Annotated in this window: 25 protein-coding genes; 6 read left to right on the forward strand and 19 right to left on the reverse strand. The window is 60.5% G+C overall.

Annotated features, from left to right (window positions below; all coding sequences use genetic code 11):
• The first annotated feature begins 340 nt into the window (after positions 1-340).
• Genes phrB through BMZ24_RS10825 form a run of 3 tightly spaced genes read left to right on the forward strand, consistent with a single transcriptional unit; the run spans position 341 to position 7,705 of the window.
• Positions 341-1,699 (forward strand): deoxyribodipyrimidine photo-lyase, encoded by a 1,359-nt coding sequence (gene phrB, locus BMZ24_RS10815; RefSeq protein WP_092192150.1) that lies wholly within the window; start codon positions 341-343, stop codon positions 1,697-1,699.
• A 16-nt stretch (positions 1,700-1,715) separates the two neighbouring features.
• Positions 1,716-3,491 (forward strand): autotransporter assembly complex protein TamA, encoded by a 1,776-nt coding sequence (locus BMZ24_RS10820; protein WP_161949122.1) that lies wholly within the window; start codon positions 1,716-1,718, stop codon positions 3,489-3,491.
• Positions 3,491-7,705, forward strand: a complete 4,215-nt coding sequence (locus BMZ24_RS10825; RefSeq protein ID WP_092192154.1) for a translocation/assembly module TamB domain-containing protein — start codon at positions 3,491-3,493, stop codon at positions 7,703-7,705. Before BMZ24_RS10820 ends, BMZ24_RS10825 begins: the two co-directional genes overlap by 1 nt.
• A 41-nt stretch (positions 7,706-7,746) precedes the next feature.
• Here the strand turns inward: BMZ24_RS10825 and BMZ24_RS10830 are convergent, their stop codons facing one another.
• The 13 genes from BMZ24_RS10830 to BMZ24_RS10890 all read right to left on the reverse strand — a co-directional run bounded on the left by BMZ24_RS10830 (position 7,747) and on the right by BMZ24_RS10890 (position 18,435).
• Positions 7,747-7,998, reverse strand: a complete 252-nt coding sequence (locus BMZ24_RS10830; RefSeq protein WP_092192156.1) for a hypothetical protein — start codon at positions 7,996-7,998, stop codon at positions 7,747-7,749.
• Between the two features lie 2 nt (positions 7,999-8,000).
• Positions 8,001-10,109 (reverse strand): ATPase, T2SS/T4P/T4SS family, encoded by a 2,109-nt coding sequence (locus BMZ24_RS10835; protein ID WP_092192158.1) that lies wholly within the window; start codon positions 10,107-10,109, stop codon positions 8,001-8,003.
• Between the two features lie 59 nt (positions 10,110-10,168).
• Positions 10,169-11,158, reverse strand: a complete 990-nt coding sequence (gene ilvC / locus BMZ24_RS10840) for a ketol-acid reductoisomerase (protein ID WP_092192160.1) — start codon at positions 11,156-11,158, stop codon at positions 10,169-10,171.
• Between the two features lie 61 nt (positions 11,159-11,219).
• On the reverse strand, positions 11,220-11,708 hold the full coding sequence (ilvN, locus tag BMZ24_RS10845) for an acetolactate synthase small subunit (RefSeq protein WP_092192162.1): 489 nt from the start codon (positions 11,706-11,708) through the stop codon (positions 11,220-11,222).
• Between the two features lie 9 nt (positions 11,709-11,717).
• Positions 11,718-13,406, reverse strand: a complete 1,689-nt coding sequence (gene ilvB, locus BMZ24_RS10850) for a biosynthetic-type acetolactate synthase large subunit (RefSeq protein WP_092192164.1) — start codon at positions 13,404-13,406, stop codon at positions 11,718-11,720.
• A 6-nt stretch (positions 13,407-13,412) separates the two neighbouring features.
• Positions 13,413-13,643 (reverse strand): DUF465 domain-containing protein, encoded by a 231-nt coding sequence (locus tag BMZ24_RS10855; protein WP_092192166.1) that lies wholly within the window; start codon positions 13,641-13,643, stop codon positions 13,413-13,415.
• 17 nt (positions 13,644-13,660) lie between these two features.
• Entirely contained in the window at positions 13,661-13,981 is a 321-nt protein-coding gene (locus tag BMZ24_RS10860) for a DUF167 domain-containing protein (RefSeq protein WP_092192168.1), read from the reverse strand.
• 5 nt (positions 13,982-13,986) lie between these two features.
• A complete protein-coding gene (locus BMZ24_RS10865; protein WP_012805615.1) occupies positions 13,987-14,280 on the reverse strand; it encodes a YggT family protein in 294 nt (97 codons plus the stop codon).
• Between the two features lie 54 nt (positions 14,281-14,334).
• The gene (locus tag BMZ24_RS10870; protein ID WP_092192170.1) at positions 14,335-15,009 is read right to left on the reverse strand and encodes an HAD family hydrolase; all 675 of its coding nucleotides are present in this window, start codon (positions 15,007-15,009) and stop codon (positions 14,335-14,337) included.
• Positions 15,010-15,011: 2 nt separating this feature from the next.
• On the reverse strand, positions 15,012-16,664 hold the full coding sequence (locus tag BMZ24_RS10875) for an AMP-binding protein (RefSeq protein ID WP_092192172.1): 1,653 nt from the start codon (positions 16,662-16,664) through the stop codon (positions 15,012-15,014).
• Between the two features lie 25 nt (positions 16,665-16,689).
• Positions 16,690-17,259 (reverse strand): helix-turn-helix domain-containing protein, encoded by a 570-nt coding sequence (locus BMZ24_RS10880; protein WP_092192174.1) that lies wholly within the window; start codon positions 17,257-17,259, stop codon positions 16,690-16,692.
• A 16-nt stretch (positions 17,260-17,275) separates the two neighbouring features.
• Positions 17,276-18,040, reverse strand: a complete 765-nt coding sequence (locus BMZ24_RS10885) for a hypothetical protein (RefSeq protein WP_092192176.1) — start codon at positions 18,038-18,040, stop codon at positions 17,276-17,278.
• A gap of 20 nt (positions 18,041-18,060) precedes the next feature.
• On the reverse strand, positions 18,061-18,435 hold the full coding sequence (locus tag BMZ24_RS10890) for a hypothetical protein (protein WP_143077884.1): 375 nt from the start codon (positions 18,433-18,435) through the stop codon (positions 18,061-18,063).
• Between the two features lie 166 nt (positions 18,436-18,601).
• Here BMZ24_RS10890 and BMZ24_RS10895 point away from each other — a divergent pair, with 166 nt between their 5' ends.
• Positions 18,602-18,799: a twin-arginine translocase TatA/TatE family subunit gene (locus tag BMZ24_RS10895; RefSeq protein WP_012805609.1), complete on the forward strand. Its 198-nt coding sequence runs from the start codon at positions 18,602-18,604 to the stop codon at positions 18,797-18,799.
• Positions 18,800-18,853: 54 nt separating this feature from the next.
• Here the strand turns inward: BMZ24_RS10895 and BMZ24_RS10900 are convergent, their stop codons facing one another.
• From BMZ24_RS10900 to BMZ24_RS10920, 5 genes are all read right to left on the reverse strand, one after another.
• Entirely contained in the window at positions 18,854-19,729 is an 876-nt protein-coding gene (locus BMZ24_RS10900) for a hypothetical protein (RefSeq protein WP_092192179.1), read from the reverse strand.
• Between the two features lie 67 nt (positions 19,730-19,796).
• Positions 19,797-20,726, reverse strand: a complete 930-nt coding sequence (gene miaA / locus BMZ24_RS10905) for a tRNA (adenosine(37)-N6)-dimethylallyltransferase MiaA (RefSeq protein ID WP_092192181.1) — start codon at positions 20,724-20,726, stop codon at positions 19,797-19,799.
• The gene (gene coaD, locus BMZ24_RS10910) at positions 20,723-21,265 is read right to left on the reverse strand and encodes a pantetheine-phosphate adenylyltransferase (protein WP_092192183.1); all 543 of its coding nucleotides are present in this window, start codon (positions 21,263-21,265) and stop codon (positions 20,723-20,725) included. Before coaD ends, miaA begins: the two co-directional genes overlap by 4 nt.
• Complete coding sequence (rsmD, locus tag BMZ24_RS10915; RefSeq protein WP_092192185.1) at positions 21,250-21,810, reverse strand: 16S rRNA (guanine(966)-N(2))-methyltransferase RsmD; 561 nt, start codon at positions 21,808-21,810, stop codon at positions 21,250-21,252. The genes coaD and rsmD overlap by 16 nt, the downstream gene beginning before the upstream one ends.
• Positions 21,811-21,813: 3 nt before the next feature.
• Positions 21,814-23,457, reverse strand: coding sequence for an MBL fold metallo-hydrolase RNA specificity domain-containing protein (locus BMZ24_RS10920; RefSeq protein WP_092192187.1), 1,644 nt, complete (start codon positions 23,455-23,457; stop codon positions 21,814-21,816).
• A gap of 149 nt (positions 23,458-23,606) precedes the next feature.
• On the opposite strand from BMZ24_RS10920, the gene BMZ24_RS10925 reads away from it, so the two are divergent.
• The gene (locus tag BMZ24_RS10925) at positions 23,607-24,458 is read left to right on the forward strand and encodes an HDOD domain-containing protein (protein WP_092192189.1); all 852 of its coding nucleotides are present in this window, start codon (positions 23,607-23,609) and stop codon (positions 24,456-24,458) included.
• Between the two features lie 3 nt (positions 24,459-24,461).
• On the opposite strand, the gene BMZ24_RS10930 is transcribed toward BMZ24_RS10925, so the two are convergent.
• Positions 24,462-25,442, reverse strand: coding sequence for a response regulator (locus tag BMZ24_RS10930; RefSeq protein WP_092192191.1), 981 nt, complete (start codon positions 25,440-25,442; stop codon positions 24,462-24,464).
• Between the two features lie 176 nt (positions 25,443-25,618).
• Between BMZ24_RS10930 and BMZ24_RS10935 the strand changes: the two genes are divergently transcribed.
• Positions 25,619-26,317, forward strand: coding sequence for a Smr/MutS family protein (locus BMZ24_RS10935; protein ID WP_092192193.1), 699 nt, complete (start codon positions 25,619-25,621; stop codon positions 26,315-26,317).
• The last annotated feature ends 4 nt before the right edge of the window (positions 26,318-26,321 follow it).

Consider the following 26,321-nt stretch of genomic DNA (forward strand, 5'->3'; position numbering starts at 1 on the left):
ATAAGATTCAGAAGTCAAAAAATCATTGAAATCTGTTGAATATCATTACAAATTCGAGTCGATAATGCAATCCATATAATCAGATTAGCTCTCCCCCTGCACGGACTGCAAGGGCCACTTTTGCGCCATGGATCAAAATGCAATGCACGCGCAAATCGTACCAAAACCCCAATTGACAGCAAAGTGCAACTGAACAAGGATCATGATGCATGTCATGCAGCGCGTATCAGGGCAGCCGAAAGACGAAACGAACCCGTCTTGCCCGCCAAGGGCGGCCACTCGTCTTGAATGCGTGCAAGACAAACAATTTCAAAGGGCTGCCCCAAAGGAAAGACTCCGCATGAATCCACGCCGCGTACACATCCTCAAAGACGTGCCTGCAACCCGGGGGCCGGTGCTTTATTGGATGCACCGGGATTTTCGGGCCCGGGACAACTGGGGGCTGACCTACGCCCGTCTTCAGGCGCTAAGGACCGGACAACCCGTGGCCGTGATCTTTTGTCTGGCTCCGGAATTTGCGGACGCGACAGCGGTGCATTTCAATTTTCTGCTCGATGGACTGACGCAAACGGTGCACGCCCTCCGGCAACAGAACATCAGCTTTTTTGCCCTGACCGGAAGTCCCGGACTTGAAATCGCAAGTTTTGCCCGCAAGCACGGGGCCGGACTTGTGGTCACGGATTTCGATCCGCTGCGCGTCAAGAGGCGATGGCATGAGGATCTGCTTTCGGCCTGCGAGCTACCCGTGCACGAGGTCGATTCGCGCAACATCGTGCCCGCACGCGTGGTTTCAGACCGGCGCGAGTTCATGGCGCGAACCATTCGTCCCAAGATCAAGCGCCTGCTGCTGGAATTCCTGGATGAATTTCCCGAGCTGCCCGCGCATCCGCATGATTGGCCGACAGCACCGCCGGAGCCTGACTTTCCCGTGTTGCGGTCAAAAATCAGGAATGACGCCCCACGGCAGAATCTGCTTGTCGAGCCAGGGGAACAGGCCGGCCAGGCCGTACTCCACAATTTCCTGAAAAGCAGGCTGCCCTTGTATGCCAAGCGCAACGACCCCAACCAGGATGTCTGCTCCAACCTCTCCGCGTACCTGCATTTCGGCATGCTTTCCGCCCAACGCGCGGCGCTGGAAACCCAGTCCTGCGGGCTTGCCGGAGAGCACGTCGATTCATTCCTTGACGAACTCATTGTCCGCCGCGAGCTTTCGGACAACTTCTGCCTGCATACCCAAAGCTACGACACCGAGGACGGCTTCCCCGCCTGGGCCAGGGAGAGCCTGCACAAGCATCGCAACGATCCGCGCCCCGTCATTTACTCACCGGAGGAACTTGAAAAGGCAGGGACCCACGACCCGCTCTGGAACGCCGCCCAGACCCAGATGCTGCGCAGCGGCAAGATGCACGGCTACCTGCGCATGTACTGGGCCAAGAAAATCCTGGAGTGGTCCCCCTCGCCGGCCGAGGCCCTGCGCACGGCCATTCTGCTCAATGACCGCTACAGCCTCGATGGCCGGGACAGCAACGGCTATACGGGCATTGCCTGGTCCATCGGAGGAGTGCATGACCGTGGCTGGACCGAACGTCCGATTTTCGGCAAGATCAGATTCATGAACTACGCAGGCGCGCGCCGCAAATTCGACGTGGACCAATACGTAAGGACCTGGATCGCGCCCCAGGATGACGCATCAATCTGACCCCCAGGAATCACGAATGTCCTTTTTGCAGGCCCGAATTCTTCTCTTGCTGAGCCTGACCCTGCTGGCCTCCCCATTTCTTGCGACTTCGGGCGAATGCGCGCCCATCGAATACACGGTCGAAATTCCGGCCCTGCCAGGCGGCCTCACCCCCCTGCTCTCCTCCGTCTCGGACTGCGTGGACCTGCAGAACAATCCTCCCGACACCCGGGGCCTGCTGCGCAAGCGCGTGGCCAACGACATCGACTCCTTCATGGACGCCCTGAAGGCCAAGGGATATTTCAAGGCTGAGGTCACGGGCGAATTGGACACCAACGTCACCCCGCATGTCGTGCGCTTCCAGATCGATCCCGGCCCGCGCTTTGTTTTCGAGAAGCCCCGGCTAGTCCTTGTCCCGGACGATTCCGCCCGCGAGCATCTGCGGGATGCCCTGCACAGGATCAAGGCGGGCGAGAAAAATTCCTCCGGCACGATTCTGGATGTTGAAACGGCGCTTCTGGAACGCCTCAAGGAACACGGGTACCCCTCGCCCGTGGCCCGGGAAAAAAAAATCGTCGCTGACCATGCCACGGACAAAGTCGCTGTGAGCTTCACCATCGACACCGGACCGGCCGCGTCATTCGGCTCCACAAGGATTCTGGGGCTTGAAGATGTCTCGGACAGGGTCGTCATCGCCGAACTGGCCTGGGAGGAAGGGAGCCCGTATGACCGGCGCAAGGTGGACAAGACCCGCGAGCAACTCATCCGCACCGGTCTTTTCCGGTCGGTACGCATCGACGCGGACCACCCAGAAGGATCGACGGCCGTGAACATGAATCTGATACTGCTCGAAGCCCCGCATCGGAGCGTGCGCGCGGGTCTTTGGTATTATTCCGATCTGGGGCTTGGCACCAATGTAGGCTGGACGCACCGCAACATTTTCGGAGCCGGACAGGAATTGCGCCTCGATGCGGAAATCGCCGAAACCCTGCAAAGGGCCAAAACCGACCTGATCCTGCCCCGCATGTGGCATCCCCGTCAGAATCTCGGATTTTCGGCCCAGTACGAGCACGAACTCACCGACAGTTACGAAGCCACCAACCTTTCCCTCTCGGCTCTCGCGCGCCGGCCTTTTTCGGAACTGCAAGTCGGCTACGGCCTGGCCTATCGCCTGACCGAGGTGGACGACGAGGAACTGCGACGCTTCAATCTGATCTCCGTCCCACTGATCGCCGAATTCACCAATGCCGACAATCTGCTGGATCCCACCAGCGGGCTGACCCTGGCCGCGCGCATGGAACCGTTCACCGACATCGGGCAGAGGGAAACATCCTTTGTACTTTGGAATCTTTCGGGGCGGCATTACCTGCCGCTGACCAAAAACAAATCCATCGTCCTGGCCACACGTGGACGTTACAGCCTGCTGGCCGGAACCAACCGGGACAGCATCCCCGAAGACATGCTCCTGTACGCCGGTGGCGGGGGCTCGATACGCGGTTATGCTCATCAGTATGCAGGCGAACTCGACGAGGATGACGATCCCTTGGGCGGCGTGAGCGCCGTGGATTTTTCAGCGGAACTACGTTTTCGCATCAACCGGGAATACGGAGTCGCCCTTTTTGGAGACGGTGGCGGAGCCTTTTCCGGCCGCAACCCCTCGGACAGGGAGGATTATTTCTGGGGAGCCGGGGCCGGACTGCGCTATTACACACCCATCGGGCCGATCAGGGCGGATGTGGCCGTGCCCCTTGACCGCAGGGACGGCGTGGACTCTCCATTCCAGATTTACATCAGCCTCGGGCAGGCCTTCTGATGAATCACGCAACGATCAAACGCCTGCGAAAAACCTTCACGATCCTCGCGGTCTGCGTGCTGCTCGGCATCGCATGCGCAGGCCTGATCCTGGGCACTGACAAAGGGCGCCAAGGTCTGCTGGACTCGATCTCCAGTCTCGCCGCCGCACCGGACTTCGGCCTGAAAATGGAAGGCCTGCGCCTTGGCGACACCTGGACCCTGGATCGGGTGACCGTCAGCGATGCCCGTGGCCCCTGGCTTGACGCCGAGAAGCTCGGAGTCCGGCCGCTCCTTGGCGAGTTGCTCCGGGGCAGGATTTCCCTGGAGCATGTCGGCATCATGCGCCTTGAAATCACCCGCCTGCCTGAGAGCGAAGAAACTGCTGACACCTCGGCCCCCCCGGGCCTGCCCCCTTTGCGCATCGGCGCCGTGGACATCGAGCATATTCGCCTCGGGCCGGACGTCGCCGGGCGCGAAGCCCTGCTCTCCCTGCACGGCGCGCTGTCCCTGGACCAGGACGAGCCTCACGCCCGGGTGCGCGTGGCCCGACTGGACAGAGCGCAGGATGCAGCGGAACTCGATGCGCGATTGCATCTTCGCGAGCAGACCCTGAACCTACGCCTTAAACTGCATGAAGAGCCGCAGGGCCTTCTGCACTCCGCCCTCGGCATGAACGGCACACAGGGCATCATCCTGCAGGCGGCGGGCAGCGGCCCCTTGAAGGAATGGAGCCTGAATTTCGAGTCCATGATTTCCGATGTCGCGCAACTGAGCGGCAACGCGTCCGTTAATCTGGATGCCGATGCCGACGTCGATCTGCGCGCGCTGATCACACCCGGCCCCGCCTGGAACCCGTTCACGGGTCTGCCGCAGGAGAGCTTGACCCTAATGGCCAGGGGGACGTGGCGCAGTCCGGTCCTGAACATTGTCCGGATCGATCTGCAGAGCGCCCTCGGCAACCTTGACGGCAACGCCACCTGGAATGTCGAAAGCGGCATCCTCGAATCCGGGGCCAATGCCCAGGGCGTGGCCCTGTCCTGGCTCATGCCCGATGACATCCAGGCAGGCCCCGTCAACGCTTCCGCCACCCTGCGGCTGGACCCGCAAGGCATGCGCGCGCAGGGAAAAATCCTGCTGCGCGACATGGATCTTGCCGGGCACGCCGTACCCGCCGTCACGGCGCACCTATCCCTGGATCTGCCTGCCGGGACGAAAGACTGGCAGGTCCAGACCCAGCTCGACGCGCTGACCCCGACCCTGCCCGAAGGACTACGCGCATGGACGGCCTCCGCCACCCTAGGCGGCGAGGGCACGGGCTTTTACGCCAAAGAGCTGCGCCTGGAATCAGACCGGCTGGGACTGACTGGCAACGGCACCCTCGATTCTCTCGTGAGCATGAATACACGGCTCGATCTGCGCCAGGTGCCAACCGGCCTTGGCCCCCTGTCGGCAATTCTCGACACGAAATTGGAGGGTCGGCTAGACCTTGCGGCTTCAAGCATGAACGCCAGTTTTGAAGCCACGGCCATGCAGTTGGACGGCTTGCCTGAAGAGCTTGAAATGCTGCTTGGGCCAAACAGCCGTCTGCTGGCCAAGCTCAGCCTTTCCCCGCAACTGCTCGACGTGCACGAGGCGCGGCTCCAGGCGCGGACAACGGCGGAAGCAAGCGGCCAGTACGACCTGGAAAAAAACACGTTTCAGACCAGGCTTGGAGCCGCCTTCCCGGAAATCAGCTTCCCCGCCCTGCGCATCGCGCAAGGGACGACCCTGCGCGCCTCGGCCTCGGGCAGCCCCGAATCCTTCGGGCTGGACCTTGTCGCGGGCAGCGCCAGGATCAGCTCGGGGGAGCGTACCCTGTCCGATGTCACCGCTGCGGCAACGGTGCGTGGCCTGCCTGCCAAGCCCATGGCCACCCTGGACGCGAATGCCATGGCCGGACAGGACCCCGTCAGCCTGGAATTGCGCATCGCGCCCGACAAAAACCTGATCCGTGTCGCGCAGTGCACACTGCAGCTTCCGGAAACAGCCCTGCATTTCAACGGCTCCCTTGATCCGGACACGCTTCTTTTCACCGGGGACGCCGATTTTCAAAGTGCTGACCTGAGCGCCCTGGGACGCATTTTGGGCAGCGAACTTGAAGGCGAACTTTCCCTGCAGGCCCGTCTCGACACGCTCAAGGGGAAACAAACAGCCACACTCGAAGGGCGGGGAAAATCCCTGTCCGCCTTCGGGACACGTATCGGCGATGCTTCCTTGAGCGGCACGCTAGCCGACCCCGGACTGCCAGGCTTGATGGATATCGAGCTTGAAATGCGCTCGGCGGGTCTGCCCGACATGCAGGCCGACACCATAAACGCGAGGATGCGTGGCGTGGCGACAGGCTACGGATTCGACATCGAACTGAGGCACGCTTCTCCCGAGGCTGATCTCTCGGTCCGGGGGGAGCTGTCTTCGGATCTGACCGGCCTTGCCGTTGAACAGCTTCGCGGAACCCTGCTGCAACAGGAACTGCTGCTGAAGTCTCCCTTCGACATGAGCATCACGTCCTTTGGAGCGAGCTGGCGGGAAGCTGACCTCAATTTCGGTCCGGCGCGCCTGCGGAGCGCAGGCGGCATCTCGAAAGAAATGACGAACATCAACGCCGAGCTGACCGATTTCGACCCCGCGCTGTTGTGGCCTCTCTTCCCAGACCTGCCCAGCGCCGTCATCAACGCCCGCCTTGACGCCACGGGCGACCCTTCGAACCCAGACGCCCGACTGCGGATACAGGCCGAAAAGATCCGTCTGGAATCCTCGGGCCTTGGAAATCTGCCCCGCCTGAGCGCCACGGCCGACGTGCGCCTGCGCCAAAACATGCTGGACGCACGCGCGTCCCTGACCTCGGAAAGCGCCATCGAACTTGACGCGAACCTCTCAAGTCCCATGCGGATCGACCTCTTTGCGCCTGCCTTCCCGCCTGACGCCCCTCTGTCCGGGCAGCTCAAAGGCCAAACCAGGCTCATGCTCTTGCCGCATGTTCTGCGCCTGGACGATCAGACTCTGGATGGAAATTGCACTCTTGATTTCCGGATGAACGGCACTTGGTCAAATCCGGGGCTCGATGGCACGGCAAGCGTCCGAGACGCTCGCTATGAAAACTTCCGCAGCGGGACCGTCGTGCAAAACCTGAACATGAACGCCAAGGCCGCCGGATCGACCCTGTCGCTGGACCTGTCCGCCACGGACGGCGCCGAAGGCACGGCCGAGGCAACAGGACAGGTGGACCTGCTGACCCTGGAACACATGCTTAACGTGCTCTTCAACAACTTCCGTCTGCTGCGCCAGGATCTGGTGCAAAGCACGGCCAAGGGCGACCTGCGCCTGCTGGGAAATCTGGACGGGACGGAACTGAGCGGCAAGATGACCCTCGACCCGACCACGGTTCGGCTCCCGGCGAAAACCCCGGCCGACCTGGCACAGGTCGAAGTCGTCGAAATCAACGTCAAGAACCCTCGCCCAAAAACCGAGGGCAGGACTTCGGACTTCCTGCTCGGTCTTGATCTGCGGGTGGCCATTCCGGCCCGCCTGTTCGTTCAGGGGCGAGGTCTCGAATCGGAATGGTCCGGGAACCTGCACATCCGGGGCAACCATTCAAAGCCCGTCATCAACGGCGAAATGAACCTGCTGCGCGGCAAGTTTGATTTTCTCGACCGCAGCTTCACCCTGACCAAGGGCTCCCTGTCCCTCAACGGCGAGACCCCGCCCAACCCCTTCCTTGAAGTGCTCGGGGAAACGCAGATCCTCGAAAACCTCATTCAGGTCCGCATCAGCGGTCCCGCCAGGGACTTTCGGCTGAACCTGTCTTCGATTCCGGCCCTCCCGCAGGACGAACTGCTGGCCCTGATCCTTTTCGGCAGGTCGCTCAGACAGATATCCCCGTTGCAGGCGGTGCGCCTTGCCCAGGCCGCCGCCGAAATGACCGGCCTTGGCGGCGCAAGTCCGGATTTCCTGGACTCCATCAAATCCAGCCTGGGGCTGCAGGAAGTGGACGTGACCAAGGACGACGAAGACAACACCGCCCTCGGTGTCGGCGGCTACTTCGGAGGCAAATATTACATTCGCACCCAAAGCAGCGTGTCGGGGCAGGACAGGACCAAGGTCGAAGTGCAGCTCAGTCCGAAAATCAGCGTGGAAACCGAAGTGGGATCAGATTCCCGGCAGGGCGGGGGCGTGATGTGGAAGCTCGATTATTGAATCAGTGGTGACAAAGCAGAGCGCGGTTTTCCGGCAGCCTGCTAAAGCTCGTCGTCGGGATCGGACGTGGCGGGTGCGGCCTTGATGGTCAGGGTCAGCACATCATGGAGCACCTTGCCCCGTTCCTGGGCCAGCTGCTTCCATTTCTTCTTTTCCTTCTTCATGGCCTCGATGGTCAAAAGCAGGTCCTGAATGGTGTGGGCGGGATATCCGTACTTGCCGTGCTTGCCCTTGCGCAGTTCTTCGTCATTGCGCTCCTTGAGGGCCCTAAGTTGGCTTGAGGAAAGTATCATGGCTAACCGCTCGCTGCCCTGACCTGATCCATGTCCGTCAGCCCCTGCAGGACCTTCATCATGCCGTCCTGCTTCAGCGTCAGCATGCCTTCGGCCACGGCCTGGGCGCGGATCTCCTCGGTGGGCTTGCGATGTTTGATCTGATTCTTGATGCCGGATGAATTGACCATGAGTTCATGCACTCCCACCCGGCCCTTGTAACCGCCCACGCACTGCCCGCATCCGACCTTGCGATACAGGGTCCGCTTGCCTTCCAAGAACTCCCTGGCCTGAACTTCCCAGCCCAGGCCGAACTCAAGGCCCATCTCCTCGATTTCCTCGTTTCCCGGAGTGTAGGCCTGCTTGCAGTTCGGGCACAGGGTCTTGACCAGTCGCTGGGCCAGAACACAGAGCAGCGAATCCGCGAAGTTGAACGGATCCAGATCCATGTCCAGCAGGCGGGTCACCGTTTCGGGAGCGGAGTTGGTATGCAGGGTGGACAGGACCAGGTGACCGGTCAGGGATGATTCCACGCCGATGTGCGCCGTTTCCTTGTCGCGCATTTCACCGATCATGATCACGTCCGGGTCGGCGCGCAGGAAGGAGCGCAGGGCCGAGGCGAAGGTCAGGCCGATCTTGGGATGGACCTGCACCTGCCGCAGGCCCTCCTGCGTGATTTCTACCGGGTCCTCGGCGGTCCAGATCTTGCGCTCGGGGGTGTTTATGTAACTCACCGCCGAATGCAGGGTCGTGGTCTTGCCCGAACCCGTGGGACCGACCACGAGGATGAGCCCGTAGGGCTTGTAGATGAGCTTCTCGAAGGCCGCCTTGTTCTGCGGCAGCAGCCCGAGCTTGTCCAGCGGCAGCGGCTTGCCCGAGGCCAGCACGCGCAGCACCACGTCCTCCATGCCTTCCAGCGTCGGGATGGTGGCCATGCGGTATTCCACGACCTTGTTGCGATCGGGCAGCTTGATCTTGATCTTTCCGTCCTGGGGCAGGCGGCGCTCGGCGATGTCCAGGCTGGCCATGATCTTCAGGCGCGAGACGATGGGCCTGGCCAGGGGCAGGCGGACCTTGCGAAATTCGTAGCAGGTCCCGTCCAATCGGAAACGGAACATGCAGTAGCGGGACTGGGGATTGGGCTCGATATGGATATCGGACACGTTCTTGCGCCAGGCCTCCACCAGGAGGGCGTTGACCATGCGCACGACCTCGCTGTCCTGGTCGCTCAGCTCGGCCTCGTTCTCCTCTCCAGCCGCGACGATGTCGGCGGATTCGACATCCTCGTCAAAGGCGGCGGCCAGATCCTCGCCCGAGCTGAACTGCTTGTAGAAGTGCTCGATGTACTGCTCGATGTCTCCGGCCAGCGTGACCTTGGCCTCGACGTTGGACGTCCCGTAGATGAAGCGGATCTCATCCAGGCGGCCGAGGTCGAAGGGGTTGGTCATGAGCACGGTGATGGTGTTTCCTTCCTGGGCAAAGGGAAGCCAGCCATACCGTTTGAGAAAGTCCGGGTCGAGCCGGCGCTTTTCGAAAAGCTCGAAGGGCGGCTCCTTGCCTGCGGAAAAGGGGACAAACTCCGTGCCGTAAAAACGGGCCAGGCTATCGCCCAGATCCTTCTTGGCGATCTTGTATTCCTTGAGCAGCAAGGCGTCCGAATCCTTGCCTTCCATGGACAGAACAGCCGAGAGTTGTTCCGCGGTGATGAGATTCTTTTCAAGAAGGTGGGAATAACGGCTGCTGCTCGACGCGACGGGTCGGGGAGTCAGGGCCTTGATGCGCTGCTCGATGCCCGGGAAATCCGGATCGAGAATACGCACTTTCTCAAAAATGGACCGTGCTTCCTGGTGGTTGTCCTGATGCAGGTAGATGAGACCGGCGCGAAAATAGAGCTTGGCCGCGACCTTGGGAGGATAATCGTTTTCACCCAGGATCTTGAGGGTGACCTCGGCCTGTTCCTGGACCTTGCCGAGCTTGTTCAGGCTGTCGAGCATGAGCCTGACCATGTCGTAGCTGCGCACGCCATGGGAATAGCCGCTCCGGCAGATGTTCAGGACTCCGGCATAGTCATCCTTGGCGAACAGGTTCCAGGCCTGGGAGAGAAGTTGCTCTTCACTCTGCGGATTATCCATGCATCTCGCTCATACGTCGGTACGGGTTCGGGCGGCCGAAAAACGGCCGCCCGAGGGGATTATTTCTGTAGCCAAGCCATCATTTCGCGCAGGCTGTCTCCAACCTTTTCCACCTGATGCTCGTGGCTCTGACGCCTTCTGGCCAGGAAGAAAGGCAGATTCGCCTTGTTTTCCAGAATCCAGTTGCGGGCGAAGGTGCCGTCCTGAATCTCTTCGAGCACCTTCTGCATGGCCTTGCGGGACTCGTCGTTGATGACCCGGGGGCCGGTCACGTAGTCGCCGTATTCGGCCGTGTCGCTGATGGAGTGGTGCATCTTCTTGAATCCGCCCTCGTAGAGCAGGTCCACGATGAGCTTGAGTTCATGCATGCACTCGAAGAAGGCGATCTCGGGCTGGTATCCGGCCTTGGTCAAGGTCTCGAAACCGGCGCGGATCAGTTCGCTCACACCACCGCAGAGCACGGCCTGCTCGCCGAACAGGTCGGTTTCGGTCTCTTCGCGAAAAGTGGTTTCAAGCACGCCGGAACGGGTTCCGCCGACGCCGGCCGCATAGGCCAGGGCCTTGCCCAGGGCCTGCCCCGTGGCGTCCTGATAGACGGCCACCAGACAAGGCACTCCGCCGCCCTTCTCGAATTCACGGCGCACCAGATGGCCCGGGCCCTTGGGAGCGATCATGACCACGTCCACATCCTTGGGGGGGATGATCTGGTTGTAGTGGATGTTGAAACCGTGACCAAAGACAAGGGTCTTGCCCGGGGCCAGATTCGGAAGGATTTCCTCTTCGTAGACCTTGGGCTGATACTGGTCCTGGACCAGGATCTGGATCAGGTCGGCCTTCTTGGCCGCTTCGGCCGCGCTGACAGGCTCGAAGCCGTGCTCGCGCGCCAGCTGCCAGTTGGGTCCGCCGGGACGCTGGCCGATGACGACCTGCACACCGGAGTCGCGCAGGTTCTGCGCATGGGCGTGCCCCTGGCTGCCATACCCGATGATGGCCACGACCTTGTCCTTGAGTATATTCAGATCGGCGTCCTTGTCGTAATAAACTTTCATGTTGTCTCCTTCTCTCGTGAATATTGATACCCGAAAAAACGGGTCCTCAGCCAATTGATCTTCAGTCGGCAAGCTGCATGCTGCGGCGCATGGCCACGGTCCCGGCGCGGATGAACTCCTTGACGCCGAAACGCTGCAAAAGGGCCACCACGGCCTTTATCTTGCCCTGATCACCGGTGATTTCAAGGGTCAGCTCGTCAGGGCTGACATCAACCACCTTGCACCTGAAAATATCCGCTATGCGCAGCACTTCCGCGCGCTTGGCGTCTTCCGCACCGACCTTCATGAGCACGATTTCCCTCTCGACCGCCTGCAAGTGCGTCAGATCGACGACCTTGATGACGGTGATGAGCTTGTGCAGCTGCTTCATGATCTGTTCGATGATCTGTTCGTCACCGCTGGTGCAGATGGTGATGTGGGAAACTCCCGTCTCCAGGGTCGGGCCCACGTTCAGGGATTCGATATTGAATCCCCGGCCGCTGAAAAGGCCGACCACGCGGGACAGAACTCCAGGTTCGTTCTCAACAAGTATGGATAAGACATGTCTCATGGCGGCCTCCTAAACCAGCAACATTTCCGACAGGGCCGCGCCTGCCGGGACCATGGGCGCGACGTTTTCCTCCGGCTCGACGCGTACATCGACGATGACCGGACCCGGATAGGCGAAGGCAGCTTTAAGCGTCGCCTCCAGATCCTCGGCCTTGTCGACCAGGAAGCCTTCCGCTCCGTACGCCTTGGCCAGGGCCACGAAATCGGGATTGGTATGCAGGCAGGTGGCGCAATAGTTCTTCTTGTAGAAAAGTTCCTGCCACTGCCGGACCATGCCGAGGTAGCCGTTGTTCAGGATGACGATCTTGACCGGCACATTGTAACTGACCGCCGTGGCCAGTTCCTGGATGTTCATCTGGATGGAGCCATCGCCCGCGATATCTATCACCAGCTTGTCCGGAAAGGCGAACTGAGCCCCGATGGCCGCCGGAAAACCGTAGCCCATGGTTCCAAGGCCGCCGGAGGTCAGAAGAGTGCGCGGCTTGCGGTAGGTATAGAACTGCGCGGCCCACATCTGGTTCTGACCGACCTCCGTCGCGATGATGGCCTCTCCCTTGGAGAGCTCGTGGATCTTCTCCACCACCCACTGCGGCTTGATGGTCCCGCCGTTCTTGGCATAGCCTAGCGGATGGGAGGCACGCATCTCGGTCAGGGACGCGTTCCAGACCTCGTGCTTGGCCTGCCAGTCCACACCCTCGATCTTCGCCGCTTCCTCGATGAGCCCGGCCAGGCCCTGCTTGCAGTCCGCGACGATGGGCACATCCACGACCACGTTCTTGCTGATGGAGGTGGGGTCCACGTCGATGTGAATGATCTTGGCCCGGGCGGCGAAGGAATTGATCCGACCCGTGACGCGGTCGTCGAAACGCGCGCCCACGGAGATGAGCAGGTCGCAGTTGTTGACGGCCATGTTGGCCGTGAACGTCCCGTGCATGCCGAGCATGCCGAGCCAACCGGGATGATCGCCCGGGAATGCGCCAAGCCCCATGAGAGTGGTCGTGACCGGCAGGTGAAATGTCTCGGCCAGCTGCTTCAGTTCGGCGGCGCTGTCGGAGGAGATGACTCCGCCACCGGCATAGATCACGGGCTGCTTGCAATGGGCGATGAGTTCCGCGGCCTTGCGCAGCTGCTTGCGGTTCGGGTTCACGTTGGGATTGTAGCTGCGCAGACTTATGGTCTCGGGATAGGAAAACTTGGTCTTGGAATTGACCACGTCCTTGGGCAGATCGATGAGAACAGGACCCGGCCGACCTGTCCGTGCGATATAAAATGCCTGCTTGATGGTCGTGGCCAAGTCGGCGACGTTCTTGACCAGATAGTTGTGCTTGGTGCAGGGCCGGGTGATGCCCACGATGTCGGCTTCCTGAAAGGCGTCGTTGCCGATCAGGTGCGTGGGCACCTGCCCCGTGATCACAACCATGGGAATGGAATCCATGTAGGCCGTGGCGATCCCGGTCACGGTGTTGGTCGCACCGGGTCCGGAAGTGACTAGGCACACGCCCACCTTGCCCGATGCCCTTGCAAAACCGTCGGCTGCGTGGACCGCGGCCTGTTCGTGACGGACCAGAATATGTTTGATCGGGTGCTTGGGGAGCTCGTCATAAATGTCGATGACCGCACCCCCGGGAAACCCGAAAATGAGATCAACCCCTTCCCGCTTCAAACACTCCATTAGAATCTGGGCACCGGTGAGGACCATGGCTTCCTATCCCTCCTGACGTTTGTATTTCTCAAGCAAAGTCTGGATCCGGGTCTTTCCGGCCAGCTTTTTCTTCTTGTATTCCTTCACTTCCAGATCTTCGGCAGGGGAAAGCACTGCTTTGCCCGAGTAGCGTTCCAGAATTTTTTCAAAACCAACATGTTCCTCCCACAGACTCTTGAGTTCCTCGTCGTGACCCAAATTCGCCGCAATCAGTTCGAGGTCTTGCTGTTCCATAGGATGTCTCCTTAGCGTTATGGTTTGCCCAATGCCTTCTCCGAAAACACGTTCCAGTCAGGCTCTTCCTCCACGTCCAGCAGCAGGTTCTTTTGCCGGGACGCATGCCCGGACTCGATGACCACCTGCGAAGCCTTGATTCCCAAAATTCTGGACACGAATACGGTCAACGCGCTGTTGGCCTTGTTGTCAACCGCCGGGGCCTGCAACCGGATCTTCAGATAGTCCCCATGCATGCCCGCGACTTCGGTTTTCCTGGCCCCGGGCTGAACCCAGAGCCCAAGCCGCCAGCCTCCATTCTTGGCCGGCGCGGCGAAAACCGGGTGATCCGTACACATGAGTACTAAAACATCATCTGCGACATCAGTCGAGCCAAAAAAACCTGTACGAACTTGATGCCAAGGACCACGACAAACGGCGAGAAATCAATCCCGCTTATATACGTAAACGGCAACCACTTGCGGATACGGTAAAAAACAGGCTCGGTCAGGCTCCTGATCCCGCGCACGATGGGATTGTAAGGGTCGGGGTTGACCCAACTCATGACCACGGAGGCGATGACCACCCAGAAATACAGGGACAACACGCTGTCGGCCACATAATAGACGGCCGCAAAAAGACTCGAAAAAACAGGCATTTAATATTCCTCTCAGAAGGCGCGGACGCTTTGCGTGAGCGCCGTGTTTTCAGACTAATCGATTATCTCGCAAAAACCCGTCTCAAACCATTGCCGCAGTTCATGGAAACTGTCCACATGCAGTTGGGCCGTCAAATCCCGGTTCCTGTAGGCCCAGAAAGGGACCCCGGCCCGGTTCGTGGTTTCCTGATCCACGGACGAGTCCCCAAGGTAGGACATCTCCCGCTCAGGCAGGCCCCAGGTTTCGACAATGCGCCGCAGGCCCTCGGGATCGGGTTTGGGCAAGGTCACCTTGGCCGCCGTCATGACAGGATGGAAGAACCGGGTCAGCTCGAACCGTTCCAGCACCATCTCCATGGAATTCTTGCGGTTGGTGTTGACGGCCATGCGCACGCCCATCTTCTCAAGGACATGAAGCAACTCAAGAAGCCCCGGCTCCGGCACCATGCGGTCGATGAAGTCGTCGTAGGTCATGCGCCCCTGCACATGCGCCGCCTCGGGCAGGAGTTCGGCCGGGATGATCCGGGCCATGGCCTTGTCCACGGTGTGCATGAACGCGTAGTCCTCTTCCTCCCGGCTCATGGGCGCAAGGCCCAGGGCGCCGCGAATGTGGTTGTAATAGTGACGGTTCACATCCCTGGAATCGAACAGCACTCCGTCACAGTCAAACACGACGCCGCGAATCCGGCGCAAGTCGAAACGGCGGGGCTGGCCCGCGTCAGCTGTCATGTCTATTGCATGGCCTCCGGAAAATACTGCCCGGCCAGGTCGCGCAGCTTGAATTTCTGAATCTTGCCGCTCGCCGTCATGGGATATTCATCCAGAAAAACGACATATTTCGGGATCTTGTAACGCGAGATCTGACCACGACAGAAGTCGCGGATATCCTCGGTGGCGTAGTCGAAGCCTTCTTTCAGGATGACGAACGCGCCCACTTCCTCGCCGTATTTGCGACTGGGCACGCCGACGACCTGCACGTCTTTTATGCCTTCCATGCGGTATAGGAATTCCTCGATCTCGCGCGGATAGACGTTCTCGCCGCCACGAATGATCATGTCTTTCAGGCGGCCGGTGATGCTCAGGTAGCCGTCCTCGTCCATGGTGCCGAGGTCTCCGGAATGCATCCAGCCGTCGGGGTCGATGGCCTGGGCCGTGGCGTCGGGGTTGTTGTAGTAGCCCTTCATGACATTGTAGCCCCGACAGCAGACCTCGCCCTGCACGCCCGGCGCGACGGGGTCGCCCGTCTCCGGATCGACGACGCGGACCTCGATCTCGGGCATGGCCCGACCCACGGTGCGCGTGCGCTGCTCGATGGAATCGTTGACACGGGTCTGGGTCATGACCGGGGAGGTCTCGGTCAGGCCGTAGCAGATCGTGATTTCCTTCATGTTCATGAGATCCATGACCTTTTCCATGACCGGAGCAGGACAGGGCGAACCGGCCATGATGCCCGTGCGCAGGGAGGAAAGGTCGTAGCGCGGAAAGGAGCGATGTTCGAGCACGCTGATGAACATGGTGGGCACGCCGTAAAGCGCTGTGCACTTCTCCTCTTCCACGGCTGAAAGGACCATCAGCGGGTTGAAGCCTTCGAGGATGACCAGGGTGGCGGCGTGGCTGACCGCGGCCAGGACGCCAAGCACGCAGCCGAAGCAGTGAAAGAGGGGCACGGGCAGGCAGACCCGGTCCTGGTGGGTGAATTTCTGGTTTTCGCCGATCCAGAACCCGTTGTTGCCGATGTTGTAATGCGTCAGCATGACACCCTTGGGAAACCCGGTGGTGCCCGACGTGTACTGCATGTTGACCACATCGTGGGGATCGAGGGAGGCCTGCCTGGCCTTGTAATCCTCTTCCGAGGTCACGCGGCTCAGCGCCAGCAGCTCGGGCATGGAGTACATGCCGCGATGCTTCTCCTGACCCAGAAAGAACACCCGTTTGAGATCAGGGAATTTTTCGCTGCGCAGATAGCCCCGCTCCTGGGTTTTGAGTTCAGGAACCAGATCATACACGGTCTGCACGTAGTCCGTGTCCCTGAAGGAATCGATCAGGAGCAGGTTCTCGCACTCGGACTGCTTGAGCAGGTATTCCAGTTCGGCCGTTTTGTAGAAGGTGTTGACCGTCAGCAAGACAGCCCCGATCTTGGCCGTGGCGAACTGGAAAGCGACCCAGTAAGGCACGTTGGTGGCCCAGATGGCCATCTTCTCCCCTTTCTGCACGCCCATGGCCATGAGGCCCTTGGCCAGATTGTCGACCAACTCCCCGAATTCCCGGTAGGTCATCCGAAAATTCCGGTCCACGTAAACCACGGCTTCGTTGTCAGGGTGCTGCATGATGGCTTCATCAAGCATCTGGCCCAGGGTAATTTCTCGCAACGCAGGCTTGTCCATGACTCCCCCTTTGGATGACACCGGACTATTCCGGAAAATAGAGCACCGCATAGATGGAGGCCGGGGCGTTCCCGCCAGCCGCCACGTGATGCGGAACGATGGAATTGAGATAGATGGAATCTCCCTTGCCGAGAGTCAGCACGTCCTTCCCGTAGGTGATCTCGATGCACCCCTCGTGCACGACGATGAACTCCTCGCCTTCGTGGCTGGACAGTTTTGTCTCGCCGCAGGCGGCAGGCATGAGCTCGACGAAAAAAGGCTCCATGTGCCGATCGGTCTTGCCCTTGCCAAGGGAATAGAACTTCATGTCCACGGAACAGCCCTTGCCGCCAAGCATGCTGAGCCCCTCCTCCCTTTCCCCCAGACGCACGATAAGCGGATCCTGCCCCAACTCGTCGTCCAGAAAGGTGCCCATGCGCACCCCAAGGCCACGCGCCACTTTAAGCAGAGGTCCAAGGGACGGGTAGACGGAGTCGTCTTCCAAGGATTTGAGGAACGCAATTTCCAAACCCGTGCGCTGGGCCAGGTCTTCAAGACTGATTTCGTTCATTTCCCGGAATCGTTTGATACGCTTGCCGAGTTGCTCTTTGCTCATAAACCGTTCTCGCTGGTTAAAGATTCAGAGGGCGGGCCATAAGAATGACGGGCTCGGGCAAATCGATTCCGCGGCCGCAGACGCGCTCCAACGCTTCGGCGTCCATCGCGCAGCAGACGAGCCCGTCCGGCCTGTCCGCGCAGGGCGAAAATTCCAGGTCCATAGACACGAGCTCGCGCACCACGTCCTCGTCGGAAATGAAGAGCCGCGTGCCCAGAGGCAGAAACAGGAGCAGCGAAGGCAGGAGATTCTTCCACGGCAGCTCGACGCACGCCCTAGGGAAAAGGGCCTCGTCCGAGACGCCGGGCTGCGTGAAACTTTCCTCGTCGTCCAGCCCGAGCACCGCTGCGAAGCCGTCCCGCGCGGCTTCAAAACGCCCTTCCTGCTCGCCGATGGCCACGAACTGCTCCTCGCGGTACAGGGCCATGGCCAGCAGAAGCTGGGCCTGACGCCGCATGTCCGAGGGACTCGGCTCCTTGGGAGCATCCATCCCGGTCAGCTGCGACTTGATGTCCATTGTCGTGTCGGTGTAAAAATTATCGAGTCCCGCCGCCTGATAGGCCTGCATGTCCGAGGACCTTGGAAAACGCTCGCCGAATTCCATGTAGCTCCTGAGCATGCTCCGCACTTCGGCGGGTGGACAAGGCAGTTCGGCCGAACGCCAACGGGGCTGATCCGTGACCATGTCCACGCCCGGATCGAAAAAAACAACGCCGTCCGGAAGGGAGCCGCGGCCCAATTTCGGATGCAACCAGGGAAAATGCACCACCATCTCACTCATATGTCTCTCCTTACACGCAATCATTTGTCATCAGGAAGCTCGTGGTGACGGCAACGTCCAAGGCAACGGGGCAGACGCAATACGCAAACGCCTTCGATGAAATGTCGGCAAAGAACTTCCCCGCCATCATCCTGCAGAAAATCGAAATTTGCACAGTCCCAGTCAATGTTCAAGGCTTGCGCCATGCGCTGGTCCCAAATTCGTCCAGCCTCTTCGGAGGTCAGCCCCAAAATCTCACCCCGCACCACGAATTCGTCGAACCGGCCTTCAAGGGCCCTTAGTACCGTACAGAAAAATTCCGTACGCAATCCCGGATTCATGGCCTCTTCGTAGAGGCAGCGACCGGCGACCCAGAAACGGCAGGCATCCCCGGGCATACGCAGCAAACGGCTCATGCAGTCCCCGCGAAGCGGCCGGGCCAGGCACGACAAATCAGGGGACGGCTATTTGACAAATACATTCCATCCCTTCGGAAACCAAGGTTTTTCTTCCGCAAGGAAGAGTTGACCTGCCCGGAGCGCTATGTGTATATGAGGCCCAATCATTCCCGAGGAGGCATACATGTTTGGCATTGGTATCCCTGAGCTTCTAATAATACTGGTCATCGTCCTGGTCATTTTCGGGGCCAACAAGTTGCCTGAAATCGGATCAGGTATGGGCCGGGCCATCAAAAACTTCAAAAAAGCCACCGGCGAACCCGAAGAAATCGACGTTACGCCCAAGTCCGAGTCCAAGGACGCATCCGACAAGAAAGAATGAATTTCCCCGTTTTCCCACAAAAAATCCCGGCCCGACCGGGATTTTTTGTGCGCGCTATCTGACCTCCACGGTCAAGCCCTGAGCCTTGGCTGCATCCCCGAGGCGCCTGGCCAAGGCATCCCTGGACCGGGTCTGAACCCGCCAGACACCCACCATGCCGGCCCCGTCCATCTCCACGCCGACCAATGTCTTGTGCTGGATTTCCCCGCCCCATGAATCCATGAGCCGATCGAATTCCATGGGCCCCATGCTCGACAGCCAGCCCGAAACACGGACCAGCAGGCCCGACTCACCCTGCACCGCAAGCCCGGGGCGGGAAAAATAGTCTTTCCACACCGCAAACCAGACCTCGTCCAGGGTCTTGGCCGTGCGGAAGGATTTCCATTCGCCCAGCGTCAACACCCCGGTCCAGGCACCCGCCTGGGAAAGCTCGAGGACAGGCACTTCCGGGGCCTGGGTCACGGTCGGTTTCAGGCCGGACAACTCCTGCAGCGCGCCAAGGCCCTTGGTGCGCGAAGGCTCCACGCCCGACAGTCGCAGCACGTAGGGCCACTGCTCCCGGGCCGTGAACAGGACGCCAAGATCGCGCAGCCGGGCCTTGAGGCCAGCGCCATGAACGCGCACAGCCAGCGTGCGCGAGGCATCCGTGGCGTTGACTTCGGCGTACCCCGTGGTCGCGATCTCGCTGTAGCCCAGAATGAGGGTATCGCGCTCCTTGGACAAGACGCCCATGAGCGCGGCCATTCGCGGCTGCGCAAGTCGCATCCCGAGAATGGCCTCGACCTCCTGCGTCAGGGCCGCATCGAACGCCCTGTCCACAAGCGAAGCCTGGCCGTCGCCGCCGTCCACGGGCACGACCACCCGCTGGTCCGCTGCGGCGGACACGACGCCGGACAACATCAGTATCAAACAAAACACGCATCTGAGCATGGGTCTCTCCTTCAGGGAAAAATTCTACCGCGCGCCCTGGCAGGCCGCAACCTCCACACGGACAGGATCAGGAGCCGGCAGCCGACTCCAGGAAACGCCCGGCCCGATCCACGATGCCGCGCACATCTTCGGGCTGGTGCCAGAAAATTTCGTTGTCCTTGTTGAACCAGGTCAACTGGCGCTTGGCGTAGGCCCGGGTGCTGCGCAGCCAGTCACGGCGGGCCTGGTCGAGGCTCACGCCGTCAAGCAGAACCGCCAGCAGTTCCGGGCATCCAATGCCGGAAAATCCCGGAGCCATGCGGTCCGGGCAGCTCTCATAGGCCAGCCGCACTTCCTCCTGGGCCCCCGCCTCAAGCATCAGGTCGATACGCCGGGCCAGGCGCGGCGTCAGGGAGTTCAGATCGGCGGAAATCCCGATCTTGAGCACCCGCAAGCCCGCCGGCCGGGAGGTTTGGCCGTGCCACCAGGTCAGAGTCCGCCCAGTGGCGGCGATGACTTCCAGGGCGCGGCAGATGCGCTGGGGATCGTTGGGATGGATTTTGGCGGCATAGTCCGGATCAAGGAGCTGCAGACGGCCGTGCAGAACCTGCGATCCATGGGCCCGGCATTCGCCGACCACTTCCTCGCGGATGCGCGGATCGATGTCGGGAATGGGAGCCAGGCCGTCCACGAGACTTTTCAGATAAAGGCCGGTCCCCCCTACAAGGATGGGCGCCAGGCCCTTGTCCCGGTAAGCCCGGACCTGATCCATGATCTCGCCGGCAAAGGCCCCGGCGCGAACGGGAGTGTTTATGGGCAGGTACCCGTAGAGGGCATGCGGGCAGACGGCCCGCTCCTGCTCCGTGGGCTGGGCCGTGACTACCCCGAGCCCCGCATAAACCTGCCGGGAATCGAAGTTGACCACCGCGCCATCAAGCGCCCGGGCCAGCGCCAGGGCCGCCGCGGTCTTGCCCGTGCCCGTGGCCCCGACCAGACAGAGAAGCGAAATATCCGTCATGTCAGCTTCGGCTCTCCGGAAGCAGGCAGGGCCAGGGCGCTGCGCTTTTCTTCCATGCGCGCGACCACACGGGCGAGGATGCTTTCGGGCACCAGCCCCTCGACGACTCCGCCCAGCCTGGCCACGTCCTTGATGATGGTCGAACTGATGTAAAGCCAGCGGTAGTCGGTCATCATGAAGACGGTATGGATGCTGGGCTTGAGTTTTCGGTTCATGAGGGCCATCTGGAATTCGTATTCGAAATCCGAGACCGCACGGAGCCCGCGCAGGATCGTGTTGGCGCCCTTGCTTGGCACGTACTCGACCAGCAGCCCGGAAAAGCCTTCCACCTCGACGCGCAGCTGACCGCGAAAAACCTCGCGGATCATCTCCACCCGCTCATCGAGCGTGAAAAGAGGGTTCTTGCCCGAGTCCTTGGCCACGGCCACGATGACCTTGTCGAAGACTTCAAGGCCCCTGCGCACCAGGCTTAAATGCCCGTTGGTGAAAGGATCGAAGGTGCCCGGATAGACCGCCACCCGCTCTAGTTTCTGCGCCATATGCAAATCCTTGTTTGCCCGTAAAGTTTGTCCCGAAGAAGAATCAGATCCTGACGGGGAGGGTTTTCGAACCTGAGTCCCGCCTCCACCTCGACGCAGACGATGCCGTCCTGCGCGAGCGCTCCATGTTCCAGCAGCAACCCGAGAGTGGGCAGCAGCAGGTCCTTGCCGTAGGGAGGGTCGATGAAGACAAGCCCGAACGGTCCGCGCCCGCCGCTTGCAAGCCAGCGCAGTGCGTCGGCCTTGACCACGCCGCAACGCCGCCGCTCCACGCCAAGCGCCTCCAGATTGGACCGGATGAGGGCTGCCGCCTGGGCGGCCTTCTCCACAAACACGGCGTCACGTGTGCCCCGGCTCAAGGCCTCGATGCCAAGAGACCCGCTGCCCGCGAAGATGTCCGCCACCCGGGTCTGGGGCCAGTCCACGCCCAGGGACTCAAGCATGGAGAACAGGGACTCCCGCACCTTGCCCGTGGCGGGCCTGTAGCCGGGCCCCTCGGTGGTGCGGATACGCCTGCCCCTGTACTCCCCGGCGATGATGCGCACTTCCTAGTCCTGTGTGGGCTTTTGCTTCTGTTCGAACATCAGTTCCGACAGGATGGTAGTGAAACGCGAGTTGATGGCCAGCAGGCTGCCGCGAATCTCGACCTGGTTGGTCATGCCCATGCGCTGCAGGTATTCGACCCGGTCCTGAACCTGGGCCAGCTTTCCGGCGGTCTCCTCCAGCAGGTACTCCCAGTCGATACGCGGAGCGGCCAGGGTCGGCCGTGCGGTCAATTCGAAGCGCCCGCCCTTTTCGAGCAGACATTCATCCAGATAGTCCGGAATGTGCACGGTCAGATTGAATTTCTCCCGGATCAGTTCGGCCAGGACCTTTTGCCCCGAATGCTCGCCATGAACCAGATAGACCTGAACCTCGGGGCTACGGAAATGGGACAGCCAGTCCAGGATCTGGGTCTGACCGGCATGGCCCGAAAAACCGCCGATGGTGAAGACCTTGGCCTTGACCGACAGCTCCTCCCCCAGAATCCGGATGCTCTTGGCTCCGTCGACGATGCGGCGGCCCGGCGTGCCTTCGGCCTGGAAGCCCACGAAAACTATGGACGCGCCCGGTTTCCAGATGTTGTGACGCAGATGGTGCTTGATGCGGCCAGCGTTGGCCATGCCGCTGCCGGCGATGACGATGGCCGGTCCCTGGGACACGTTGATGGCCCGTGATTCGTCCGGAGTCAGGGTGAAACGCAGGTTGGGCAGCTCCAGCGGGTTTTTGCCGTTTCTGACCAGCTCCTTGGTCTCCTGGTCGTAGTAGTCCCAGTGACGCCGAAAAATCTCCGTGGCCTTGATGGCCAGCGGGCTGTCCACATAGACGGGCATGTCGTCCGGCAGCAGGCCTTCCTGGTGTAGAAGATGAAAACTGTAGAGCAGCTCCTGGGTGCGTTCCACGGCGAATGCCGGAATGATGACCTTTTCTCCTCGTTCATAGCTGTAGGCGATAGCTTCGGCCAGTTCCTGCCGACTCTGGGTCTCGTTCTTGTGATTGCGCGCGCCGTAGGTCGATTCCAGAAAAAGAAAGTCCGCCGTCTCGACCGTCTGAGGGTTGGGCACCAGCAGTTGGTTGGGACGCCCGAGATCACCGGAAAAAACCATCTTGGTCTCCTCGTCCCCTTCCTTGACCCACAACTCGATGAACGCCGAACCCAGAATATGCCCGGCGTCATTGAAGATCACGCGGATGCCTGGGGCCGGCTCGAAAACCTGATTGTATTCCTGGGTCTTCAGCTGCTGGAGGGCTTTCTGGGCATCCTCTACCTTGTAAAGCGGCTCCACCGGCGGAGCGCCGACCCGCTGCTTCTTGGTGCTGCGCCATTGGGCTTCCGTCTCCTGGATGCGGGCGCTGTCCTCGAGCATGATCCCAAGCAGGTCCTTGGTCGGGGCCGTGGTGTAGACCGAGCCCTTGAAACCCTGGGAGACCAGGCGCGGGAGCAGGCCGGAGTGGTCGATATGCGCATGCGTGAGCAGGATGAAATCCAGGGATTCGGGACGATACATGCCGTTCTCGTCCCAGTTGCGTCCCTCGATGCTCCTGTTGCCCTGATGCATGCCGCAATCTATGGCGAATCGGGCCTGCTCGCATTCGAGCACATAACAAGAGCCGGTCACGGTGCGAGCCGCGCCAAGAAAAGTTATCTTCATAAATTTCTCCCTGTATTTCAGATAGATATATCAAGGCCAAAATATCAACCCATTGCCCTGCTCCATCCGCGTGTGCTAGCGCTCCCCGGAGAAGAACACATCAAGGCCCACGGCTATGAAACAACCCTTTTCCACACAAAGACCACATCATGATCAACCTGGACAAACTCAGCGACCGCGATCTGCCCCCCTTGAAACCCATGGTCCTCAGACTGTGGCAGCTCCTGAACGCCCAGAATACCCGCCTGCAGGAAATCGTCGAGGCCATGAGCGCGGAACCGGTGCTCTGCGCCCGGATCATGGCCATCTCCAACTCGCCCCTGTACCGGGGGCTGGAAGAAATCAACAGCCCGCAAAAGGCGCTGGTCCGGCTGGGCTTAAACGAGGTCAAGGGAATCGTCTACTATTTGACCCTCTCGGATTCGGTGCGCAAAAACGCCTTTCCGCCCTCGTTCTCTGTGCGCAAATTCTGGACTCACAGCCTGAGCACCGCGCTATTGTGCAAAAAGCTGGCCCAGTTCTACCCGCATCTCTTCCCCATGACCCCGGAAGAACAGGACAGCACCTACCTGGCCGGACTGCTGCATGACATCGGCTACGTAGTCATGGCCTCTCTCTTGCCGGGGGAATTCACGACCATGACCAAACTCTGGGAAGCGGGAGGGAATCCGCCCCTTGAGATCGAGGACGAACTCTTCGGCGTCAGCCACCCCATCCTGAGCGCCAAGGCGCTCAAATTGTGGAAATTTCCGAAAAATGTCCAGCTCGCTGTATATGCCCACCACCGCACCATTTCCGACGACTCCCCACCGCCGGCCATCATGCTCCTGAAGCTCGCCGATTATCTGGCCACGGAAACGGGCTACCACTTCAATCCCATGTTTACGGCTGAACTCAAGCGTCTGACCATTCCCGTCTTCCTTCTGGAGAACGACTTCCAGCCGGTGATCGAGGAAGTGGCGCTGAAAGTGGAGATGCTGGTCAGCCAGGCCTTCGATTGACGATCAGTCCTTGGGGGCGAGAGTCTGCGCGACCTGAAGGTTGAGATCCACGGTACCGGTGTAGCCCATGATCCCCTCGGACATGGGTTCGGCCATCTTCTCGCGCAGCCAGCCCCACAGCACATCGCCGGTGCGTCCGAACTGCCTGTAGTCCCCACGCACACGCACGCACAGATAGCGCGCCGCCAGGGAAACGTGAGTTGATGGCTCCGTATTTTCCTGAAATTGATACTCGCTGATGACCGAGGCCAGACGCGCCAGCAGAAAGCGCGTCCCCTCCTCGTTGAGGTCGGGAGAAATGAGGCACAGAAAACCGTTGTTCATGGATGCCAGACGGTCATAATTGCGCAGCTGCCTTCTGAGCGACGACCAGATCCCGTCCCTGAACCATTCCAGCCAGGCCTCCCCATAGCTGACTCGCAGGCCGCCAAGACCCGGCACGGCAAGGATGCTCATGGAAAGCCAGCCCTCTCTGCGGCCGATGCGGTTGACCTCCTCAAGGAGGAACGTACGCAATCCTTCCGGGGTCAAAAGGCCGGTCTCGGTGTCAAGAAGCCGGGACGCTCCGAAGTCGCGACACGCGGACATGGCGCGCAGGCCGCGCTTGATCTTCCACTCGAGTTCAAGATCCATCCACGTTCCGAGCATGTAGTCGTCGATGTCGTCGGCGCTGGTGAAGATACTGACCAGATCCTCTTCGGGGCCGACCAGGATGATGTAGGCGGGAGCCAGTGATCGCCGGGCTTCACGGGCCCGCACCAGGGCGCAGAATTCCAGGCCCGAGATGTCGATGCCGCGCGAGGCGACCAGCAGGCAATCGTATTCGGTGTCCTCGCTCACGGCCAGGGCCTTGAGGTGGCCGCGCACATGGTCGACCTGCACGTCGAGCCTCTCAAGCACGATCATCATTTCCCGTGCGAGATCCTCATCCGGTTCGACGACCAGAAATCGAAACCGGTCTTTTTTCTGGGGGGATGTACTCATGCGTGCGTTCTCTGATTCCGGCAGATGTGAATGGAAAATCGCCTGGATTTGACAAGAGTTCCGGGTAGCAGACGAGCGGGCTCCTTGTCCACAAACCGGGCGTCGGGCCTCACCTTAAGATTTTGCCCTTGCCCGCAATATTGTGTATTGAGCCCTGACCACAGCGGAAGCCATGCATGCATAATCCATTCAAATCACTAGATAAAGACCCATCCCTGCGGTCACGGCTGAAGAAAAAGCCCCCCCGTGGAAAAGCCGCGCCCTCCAATGCCCCGAGCCGTGACGACAAGGCCAGGGATCACAAATCCGAGGAAGAGCTGTTTCTGCATGCCTTCTCCGACGTCGAGCCCCTGACCAAGGGCGGCCGCGATATCGCCGGAATGCCCAGACCCAGGGAGGCCGTCCCGCCGGAACCGCCGTCCTTTGCCCGTCTGCTGGAAGAAAACATCGAATTCGACATGGAGTACACCCACGAATTCATCACGGGCCAGATCCGGGGTCTGGACGCCAAGATCTTCCGCAAGCTCAAAAGCGGGGAATTCAGCATGCAGGGGCACCTCGACCTGCACGGCATGAACACGGACCAGGCCAGGGTCGCGGTGATTGACTTTTTGCGGCGAAGCTACATGGAAGGCAAACGCTGCGTGCTGCTCATCCCCGGCCGGGGACGCAATTCCCCCATGGGCCAGGGCGTGCTGCGGCAGGAACTGACCAACTGGTTGACCCAGGCCCCGCTCAAGCGGATCACCCTGGCCTTCACCACCGCGCTGCCCAAGCATGGCGGAAGCGGGGCGGTCTACCTGCTCCTGCGCCAGGTGCGCAAGGACCAGGGCAAGATCGCCTGGGAAAACATCTTTACAGATCTTGACGGCTGATTTT

The organism is Desulfomicrobium norvegicum (assembly GCF_900114595.1).
Classification (GTDB): Bacteria; Desulfobacterota; Desulfovibrionia; order Desulfovibrionales; family Desulfomicrobiaceae; genus Desulfomicrobium; species Desulfomicrobium macestii.

Bases quoted from the DNA above. Each gene is read 5' to 3' on its own strand.
- BMZ24_RS10895 (WP_012805609.1), top strand. From the start codon at position 18,602: ATGTTTGGCATTGGTATCCCTGAGCTTCTAATAATACTGGTCATCGTC.
- BMZ24_RS10835 (WP_092192158.1), bottom strand. From the start codon at position 10,109: ATGGATAATCCGCAGAGTGAAGAGCAACTTCTCTCCCAGGCCTGGAAC.
- BMZ24_RS10920 (WP_092192187.1), bottom strand. From the start codon at position 23,457: ATGAAGATAACTTTTCTTGGCGCGGCTCGCACCGTGACCGGCTCTTGT.
- ilvN (WP_092192162.1), bottom strand. From the start codon at position 11,708: ATGAGACATGTCTTATCCATACTTGTTGAGAACGAACCTGGAGTTCTG.
- BMZ24_RS10830 (WP_092192156.1), bottom strand. From the start codon at position 7,998: ATGATACTTTCCTCAAGCCAACTTAGGGCCCTCAAGGAGCGCAATGAC.
- BMZ24_RS10880 (WP_092192174.1), bottom strand. From the start codon at position 17,259: ATGAGCAAAGAGCAACTCGGCAAGCGTATCAAACGATTCCGGGAAATG.
- BMZ24_RS10870 (WP_092192170.1), bottom strand. From the start codon at position 15,009: ATGACAGCTGACGCGGGCCAGCCCCGCCGTTTCGACTTGCGCCGGATT.
- BMZ24_RS10820 (WP_161949122.1), top strand. From the start codon at position 1,716: ATGTCCTTTTTGCAGGCCCGAATTCTTCTCTTGCTGAGCCTGACCCTG.
- BMZ24_RS10865 (WP_012805615.1), bottom strand. From the start codon at position 14,280: ATGCCTGTTTTTTCGAGTCTTTTTGCGGCCGTCTATTATGTGGCCGAC.
- BMZ24_RS10900 (WP_092192179.1), bottom strand. From the start codon at position 19,729: ATGCTCAGATGCGTGTTTTGTTTGATACTGATGTTGTCCGGCGTCGTG.
- BMZ24_RS10890 (WP_143077884.1), bottom strand. From the start codon at position 18,435: ATGAGCCGTTTGCTGCGTATGCCCGGGGATGCCTGCCGTTTCTGGGTC.
- phrB (WP_092192150.1), top strand. From the start codon at position 341: ATGAATCCACGCCGCGTACACATCCTCAAAGACGTGCCTGCAACCCGG.
- BMZ24_RS10855 (WP_092192166.1), bottom strand. From the start codon at position 13,643: ATGGAACAGCAAGACCTCGAACTGATTGCGGCGAATTTGGGTCACGAC.
- BMZ24_RS10935 (WP_092192193.1), top strand. From the start codon at position 25,619: ATGCATAATCCATTCAAATCACTAGATAAAGACCCATCCCTGCGGTCA.
- BMZ24_RS10875 (WP_092192172.1), bottom strand. From the start codon at position 16,664: ATGGACAAGCCTGCGTTGCGAGAAATTACCCTGGGCCAGATGCTTGAT.
- BMZ24_RS10860 (WP_092192168.1), bottom strand. From the start codon at position 13,981: ATGTGTACGGATCACCCGGTTTTCGCCGCGCCGGCCAAGAATGGAGGC.
- BMZ24_RS10925 (WP_092192189.1), top strand. From the start codon at position 23,607: ATGATCAACCTGGACAAACTCAGCGACCGCGATCTGCCCCCCTTGAAA.
- miaA (WP_092192181.1), bottom strand. From the start codon at position 20,726: ATGACGGATATTTCGCTTCTCTGTCTGGTCGGGGCCACGGGCACGGGC.
- BMZ24_RS10930 (WP_092192191.1), bottom strand. From the start codon at position 25,442: ATGAGTACATCCCCCCAGAAAAAAGACCGGTTTCGATTTCTGGTCGTC.
- BMZ24_RS10885 (WP_092192176.1), bottom strand. From the start codon at position 18,040: ATGAGTGAGATGGTGGTGCATTTTCCCTGGTTGCATCCGAAATTGGGC.
- coaD (WP_092192183.1), bottom strand. From the start codon at position 21,265: ATGGCGCAGAAACTAGAGCGGGTGGCGGTCTATCCGGGCACCTTCGAT.
- BMZ24_RS10825 (WP_092192154.1), top strand. From the start codon at position 3,491: ATGAATCACGCAACGATCAAACGCCTGCGAAAAACCTTCACGATCCTC.
- ilvB (WP_092192164.1), bottom strand. From the start codon at position 13,406: ATGGTCCTCACCGGTGCCCAGATTCTAATGGAGTGTTTGAAGCGGGAA.
- ilvC (WP_092192160.1), bottom strand. From the start codon at position 11,158: ATGAAAGTTTATTACGACAAGGACGCCGATCTGAATATACTCAAGGAC.